Below are 7185 nucleotides of genomic sequence, written 5' to 3'. Positions count from 1 at the left end.
TTCATTCTCAGGTTTTTAGCCCCAAAGGTATCTTGGTAAAGAGTTTGGAACGATTTAAGCACCCCCTGAACGGTTACGTATAAGCAGGAGTAATAAATAGTAAACCTGTGATAGCCAAACTATTTAAAGCTTTTTGAATAATTGTAATTGAAATACCTGTTTGCTTCATAATATACCTCACTTAGTTAAATATTTGCCTCCCATATCAACTTATCAGGGTTCAAAATTGCCATTTATGCATTCATTCATCCAAAATCGCCGAAAGCTTTATTCTGTGCGTATTTCAATTCAAATCTCTATCATTTAAGCTCTGCTCTTAAAAATAAAATCAAACATTTGAGATGCGATCGCAGTAATTCAGTATCATATTTAGGGTTTTTGTTCTTCTTTCTCTAGTCCAATTTAGTATAAGTTTATATTTTGGTACATTGATAAAGAAATTATTAAAATACTTTCCTAGAACTTTTATGGCAAATGTATTTAGTTTTTTCAGATGCTGTAAAAATTAATGAGAATGTCTTGATGTCACAGAACATTAATTCACACTCCAATTTTTCATGGTTTTTACCCAGAGGTTAGATTGATTGTGGAATTTTATACTGTTAACAAAATTTATGACTTATACCCAAAAAGTCCGTAAATTAACAACTTTAAAGTCTAAATTACATCATCAGGAGAAAAAACTAGGCTTGCTTTATGGCAATAAAAATCACACCGTCCAAGCCAGAACAACTGATTCCCAAGCCAACCCTTTCCACAATTGATGCAGTAGCTCTGATTATCGGAATGGTGGTTGGTGTGGGCATTTTTGAAACACCAGCATTAGTTGCGGCAAATGCTGCCAACGGGCAAATTGCAATGCTGGCATGGCTTTTGGGTGGAGTCATGTCATTTGTGGGTGCGCTTTGCTATGGAGAACTCAGTACAGCTTACCCTGATGCTGGGGGCACTTATTACTACTTACAGCGTGCCTTTGGGAAAAATTTGTCGTTTTTATTCGCTTGGGCGAGAATGACGGTAATTCAAACAGGTTCTATTGCCCTACTGGCATTTGTATTTGGAGATTATGCCTCACAATTGTTACGATTGGGAGAATATTCTTCAGCCATATATGCCAGTATTGCGATCGCGCTTCTGACAATTCTCAATGTTCTTGGTATCCAACAAGGTAAGTGGACACAAAATTTACTGACTCTGGCAAAGATATTGGGATTGTTACTTGTCATTACTGTCGGTATTTTTCTTGCCACAGCCCAACCATCAGTCACCACAACTACACCAACAACCCAAACTACCACCTTCGGTTTGGCAATGGTATTTGTCCTACTTACCTATGGGGGATGGAATGAAGCCGCATATCTATCCGCAGAGGTAAGCGACTCCCAGCGAAATATGGTAAAGATTTTATTAGGGACTATTGCAATTATCACTGCGATATACTTACTAATCAACCTGGCGTATCTGCATGGATTAGGTTTGGCAGTAATGGCTAAATCGGAAGCCCCTGCTGCGGAATTGATGCGACTTGCTTTAGGTGAAACTGGTGCAAAGTTTGTGAGTACCCTCATCGCTGTATCTGCATTAGGAGCAGCAAATGCCACCATATTTACAGGTGCGAGGACAAATTATGCCCTGGGAAGGGATTTCCCCAAATTTGCATTTCTCGGACGTTGGAGCCATCAAAACACTCCAGTAAATGCCCTGATGGTACAGGCTGGGATTGCTATTTTACTAGTAATTATCGGTGCTATCAGAAGACAGGGTTTTGAAACTATGGTGGAATATACTGCCCCAGTTTTCTGGTTCTTTTTTCTGCTATCGGGTATTGCTTTGCTAGTTTTGCGCTACCGAGAACCAAATATTCCCCGTCCTTTCAAAGTGCCGATTTACCCCATCATACCCTTACTATTTTGTGCCACCTGCGGCTATTTACTATATTCCAGTATCAATTATACAGGTATTGGTGGCAGCATCGGAGTAATTGTTTTGTTGACGGGTATTCCCATACTTATTTTTAATAGGGAATAGGGGATTGGGGATAGTTATTTAATCTTTTCCATTACTATCTGGAGCGATCATGATATTACGACCAATGATTTGGAAATTTTTGCTCTTTACTGCAAGTTTTAGTGGTTTATTGTTGACAAGTTGTGCTCAACAAGTGACTTCCCAACAAAATAGTGAAGTACCATCAAAAACGGTACAAGTACAGCAAACAACACCAGCGACTAAGCCACAAGAAAAGACACCAGATGTTGTCTATGTACCGACACCACCAGAAGTTGTTGATAAAATGCTTGAAGTTGCCAAAGTTGGTAAAAACGATATTTTATATGACTTGGGAAGTGGTGATGGTCGAATTCCCATTGCTGCGGCTAAGAAGTTTGGGACACAGGGAACTGGTATCGATATTGACCCAGAACGGATTAAAGAGGCAAATGAAAACGCCAAAAAACAAGGTGTTAGCGATAAGGTGAAGTTTCTCCAACAGGATTTATTTAAGAGTGATTTTAGTAAAGCGACAGTTGTGACACTGTACCTACTACCAGAACTGAATGTGAAATTGCGATCGCAACTTTTTCAACAGCTTAAACCTGGAACTCGCATTGTTTCCCACGCTTTTGATATGGGTGATTGGAAACCAGAAAAGACCCTTAATGTCAATGGTCGAACGGTCTATTATTGGACTATTCCTAAACAAATTCCCGCTAATTTACGCAACAATACACCCAGTAGCTAAGTTTTGAGCTACAGCGTACAGATTTACCCCCCTTAATCCCCAGGGCTGTTTCGTTCCCTTTTAAACAGGATTTGTCAAGATAGTTAGCGATAAATATCTAAGTAAGTGTGACGATTAAATGAACTTTTAAGCACTCACGTAGCCGTAATTTTGTTCGTTTTCTCGACACGCTGGTAACAAAATAACCAGTGTTAAATTGCTATAACCCTTGATTTTTAAAGTGTTTTAGGGGATGAATCAGCCCTGCCTTGGAGAGGTCTAAATAATGTGCAGCCTCACATAGAATTGGTATTACCTACTGAGTTTTTTTTATTCTCTCTGCGTTCTCTGCATTTTGGCTAAGATAACATTTTAGTGTTATCGGTGTAGCTTGCTTCTGCATTCGCTGAAAGCGTACTTACAGGAGCCACTCCGTGTCTACCCAGAGGGTAGCAGTTCCGTATTGAAATACAGGAGTAAATTAGAGAATGAAAGTATTAATTAATATGCCACTGGCTGAACAACGAGGTGGTGGGGAAATGATGCTTCTAGATTTGATTCGCCAAGGACGTGATTTGGATGTCGAGTGGCTAGTAATATTTCTAGAAGATGGACCAATGGTCGAGCAAGTACGAGCATTAGGGGTAGATGCCAGAGTCGTAGATAGTGGTCGTCTACGTGAAATTCATCGTTTTATTCTTAGCATAATCCGCATCGCCGCGATCGCACGGCGCGAAAAAGTTGATATGATTGTCAACTGGATGTGGATAACCCATATTTTAGGAGGTCTGTCTGCCTTTTTGACGGGCAAACCTGCTATTTGGTATCAGTTAGAAGTACCCTACGATCGCTCGTTGTTGGTACGATTGTCAACTTTAATTCCAGCACGGGCAGTTGTCACCCTTTCCAAAGACGGACAAAAGGCACAATCACAAATTTTTCCCTACAGAGCTACACCTCTTGTTTATCCAGGTGTTGAACTTAACCGTTTTAACCCAGCAAATTTGCCTTCACAGGAGGAAGCAAGGCAAAAGCTAGGCTTGCCAAACACTGGCATTTTAGTGGGCATTGTCGGACGCTTGCAGCGCTGGAAAGGGATGCATGTTGTTGTCGATGCAATGCCGCAAGTTTTGCAGAAATACCCAGATGCACATTGTGTTATCGTTGGTGGACAACATGCCTTTGAACCCGAATATGAGGATTTTCTCAAAGACCAAATTGTCGCGCTGGGATTACAAGAGAAAGTAATTATGGCGGGATTGCAGCAAAATGTTCCCGAATGGGTACAGGCAATGGACATATTTATCCATGCTTCCGATCGAGAACCGTTTGGGATTGTGATTATTGAAGCGATGGCGTTGGGTAAAGCTGTTATTGCTGGTGATGCTGGTGGACCAACGGAAATAATTACTAATAATGTAAATGGATTGTTAACGCCTTATGGTGACTCAGATGCACTCTCCCATGCTATCCTTCGCTATCTTGATGACAGCGAGTTTGCTTGTCATGTTGGCATAGCTGCGCGAGAACGTGCCTTGGAATTTTCGACAAGAAACTATGCCAAAAACTTTGTTGAGATAATTAATTCTCTACTGCAAGAGGTTCCAAGATTGGCAGGTTCTAAAGACGTAGCCAGTATTCCCTATTTTTCGAGCAAAAGCGGTAAGTAAATTAAATATATCACCAGAGCTTATCTTCATTGTTGCCATATTGGCATATTTTTAGTGATCGCACTAGTCCTCACCACAAGGAACGCGATCGCTAAAAAAATCCTCTATTTTGGCAATCGATACATAATTATCTTGGCTTTGGCAACTTCTTCAGCAAAAACTAAATACTCCCCATTGGCACGACGAAAAGCACGAATTCCATAAGGGATATCAATCCAACCACTCTCATTTGCCACTTCTGCACCAGGTTTGAACTTGGTAACAAAAGCTCCTGTTTTGGCATTGTAAACGCTAACCTCTGGTGTTTTGCTGGTAATGGTAAATATATAGTTCCCCGTTATACTCATGGAAGCAGTAAGTACTTCTGGGTTTGCCTTTGGACTAAAGGGAACAGTAATCCGAAAACGTTCTTTGCGATTACCTTTACTCCAATTATCATAGCGGGCAATTTCCGAACCAAAAGCTTTCCCATCATCTTGTAGTGCGGGATGTTCTGCTGTAAAACCCGATAAATACATGGTGTCCGTTTCCGGTATATACTCAATTCGGCGAATATCATTAAATATTTTGGGAGTGGCTATTTTTTTCATGGAGCTATAGCTGTAGATAGGATTACCCTTAGCATCTATTCCCTGTAAAGGAAAATGCCGAATCCCGTCAGCAGTTCGTACAGTTTTCCAAACATCACCTTTACTATCCACCCACCATCCGCCAATATAAGGATAATCCCTACCGCTAGCTTCATACTCACCCCGATCAAAAGCACCATTTCCATTGCGATCGCGCCAAATCCAATCACCGATTTGTGGTTGATTAGGGGGAAAACTATCTGCTTGGACTTTTTCTTCCTTATCGCTAGTATTCACAAGCATTGTTGATGGGATGGCAATTTCCCCATCTGTTGCCGGGTTAAATCGATAGATATGTAAGAACGAGCCAAACATGTCTGTAAAATACATAAATGGTTTACCCTGAATGCGACGGAAAAACACCGAACCGTGGGCATTTCGCAAGCGGATATCCTCAGGATATTTAAACGGATTAAGCGTATAACCTTTATAAGTCCATTGTTTCCCCACGGGTTTACTGTAATCCATCATGTAGCGATCGTGGATTGTATAAACCTGGATACCATCGGTTTTGGGGTCAACATCTGCGTTATCTACAAATGGTAAACCCAATACACGCCACTGCATAGCTCCCGATGGTGAGAACTTGCGAATATCCGTACCCGTCATCATTTCTTGAGTACCAACACCTTCATTAAAACCGCTACTATTTACATATATATTTCCCGAACCATCAACCCCAACCCCCGTTAATCCATAAAATTTTAAATTTCCAACTTCACCAGGAACCCCCGCATAAATTCCACCTTTGACACCAAAACTACCAACTTGTGTAGGTTGATTTTTCAGACTATATATGACAATTTGCTGATTTTTGCCGTTATCTGCGATTAATAATCTATTTTGGTTATCAACTGCGATCGCATTTGCTTTGGGTACATTACTGATAGTTTGCGGCAAGCGATCGCCTTTTGGTGAGTAATGTCCAATTTTGGCAGCATTACCATCTTTCGGCTTTTGAATAATCCAAAGTTTACCCTGTTTATCAACAGCTATTTTTGTCGGATTGGGAACTGAAAATTTACGTACTTCCTGCAATGTATTTGTATTGTAAACCCGGACAATATTACTATCCCGGATAGCAACATATAGCTCTGAACCAATAGTAGCTAACCCAGTAACCCGATGTTTGTCACTGACAATCAGCATATTTTGACCCACACCTTTTCCACCAGGAAATGGCGCTATTTTCCCAGATAATTCATAGCGTCTAACACAATACCAAGTAGTGTTTTCTGGGGGATAATCGGCAGGTTTATCAGTCGCAATATAGCGCTGTTCCATCCCCACATAAAGATGTTTTTTATCTGCGGTTACAGCAAATCCACCAGTTCTTTCCCATCCGTGTAAATCCTCAGCTTTAGCTATAACATCCCCATTTTTATATACACCAGCTTCCCTACCAGATTCATCCCAAAAACTATTTGTATATACTGTTCCATCCGTCGCAACATACATATCCAGAACTTGGTTCTGTACCCACTTTGCCCCACCACCAAAAGTATTACCAATCCAAGATGTTTTATAGCTCGTTATTGGTACTCCATTTGCACCCCAATAAGTTGTCGTAATTAGTCCTGTAATAACCAGTGCTATTGTAAAAACCAATAACAACCTGACAATTTTAAAATTTCGGTAATTTCTAATCCTAATCATTATTTTAATGACTGTAGCGAGCTACTTATTTTTACCTAACTTAGCAGAGAGGTCAGATTATAAAATTAGATTTACACAAAATTCATCATGGCTAAATGATTACAGTATCTACAGACAATGCGATCGAAACCGTATTGATGTATAAGTATTGTTATTAATGACACCAAAATTAAAAGGGATAAATATTTGCTACGAACAAATACTTATCCCTACATTGCTGCCCAGATAATTAACCTGGAACCATTGCGCCCAGTGTCTAATAAACCTAGTATCCTGCCGATATATGTCGATTGTCACTGGTATAGATACGGAAATAGGGAATATTTGCAAAGGAATTATGAAGAAGTTGGGCATTGTGAGTCCACTTGCCGGGAACAGTTTCCGTTCCGGCAAAGTGACGTAGCTTGCTTCTCGCGGAGCGAGTACCCGAAGGGGGAATTGGAAATTGGAAATTCTCGTACGACCCACCGGGTCGTCTGTGTTGTCTCTGCCTAAATACTAAATATAAATA

5 protein-coding genes are annotated in these 7185 nt (G+C 40.4%); 3 read left to right on the top strand and 2 right to left on the bottom strand.

Annotated features, from left to right (window positions below; translation table 11 throughout):
* Positions 1–696: 696 nt before the first annotated feature.
* The 3 genes from CK510_RS23230 (at position 697) to CK510_RS23220 (ending at position 4389) form a co-directional block, all read left to right on the top strand.
* Entirely contained in the window at positions 697–2028 is a 1332-nt protein-coding gene (locus tag CK510_RS23230; protein WP_095723944.1) for an APC family permease, read from the top strand.
* A 49-nt stretch (positions 2029–2077) separates the two neighbouring features.
* Positions 2078–2740: a class I SAM-dependent methyltransferase gene (locus CK510_RS23225; protein ID WP_095723943.1), complete on the top strand. Its 663-nt coding sequence runs from the start codon at positions 2078–2080 to the stop codon at positions 2738–2740.
* 467 nt (positions 2741–3207) lie between these two features.
* Entirely contained in the window at positions 3208–4389 is a 1182-nt protein-coding gene (locus CK510_RS23220) for a glycosyltransferase family 4 protein (RefSeq protein WP_095723942.1), read from the top strand.
* A gap of 104 nt (positions 4390–4493) precedes the next feature.
* On the opposite strand, the gene CK510_RS23215 is transcribed toward CK510_RS23220, so the two are convergent.
* Complete coding sequence (locus CK510_RS23215; RefSeq protein ID WP_095723941.1) at positions 4494–6674, bottom strand: NHL repeat-containing protein; 2181 nt, start codon at positions 6672–6674, stop codon at positions 4494–4496.
* Between the two features lie 265 nt (positions 6675–6939).
* Positions 6940–7185: hypothetical protein (locus CK510_RS32955; RefSeq protein WP_211293273.1), on the bottom strand; the 246-nt coding region annotated here is incomplete at its 5' end.

Origin of the sequence: Brunnivagina elsteri CCALA 953 (assembly GCF_002289455.1) — a bacterium.
Lineage (GTDB): Bacteria > Cyanobacteriota > Cyanobacteriia > Cyanobacteriales > Nostocaceae > Brunnivagina > Brunnivagina elsteri.
The sequence above is the reverse complement of the archived record's forward strand: the minus strand, read 5'-3'. Positions and strand labels throughout refer to the sequence as shown.

Bases quoted from the DNA above. Each gene is read 5' to 3' on its own strand.
- CK510_RS23230 (WP_095723944.1), top strand. From the start codon at position 697: ATGGCAATAAAAATCACACCGTCCAAGCCAGAACAACTGATTCCCAAG.
- CK510_RS23225 (WP_095723943.1), top strand. From the start codon at position 2,078: ATGATATTACGACCAATGATTTGGAAATTTTTGCTCTTTACTGCAAGT.
- CK510_RS23220 (WP_095723942.1), top strand. From the start codon at position 3,208: ATGAAAGTATTAATTAATATGCCACTGGCTGAACAACGAGGTGGTGGG.
- CK510_RS23215 (WP_095723941.1), bottom strand. From the start codon at position 6,674: ATGATTAGGATTAGAAATTACCGAAATTTTAAAATTGTCAGGTTGTTA.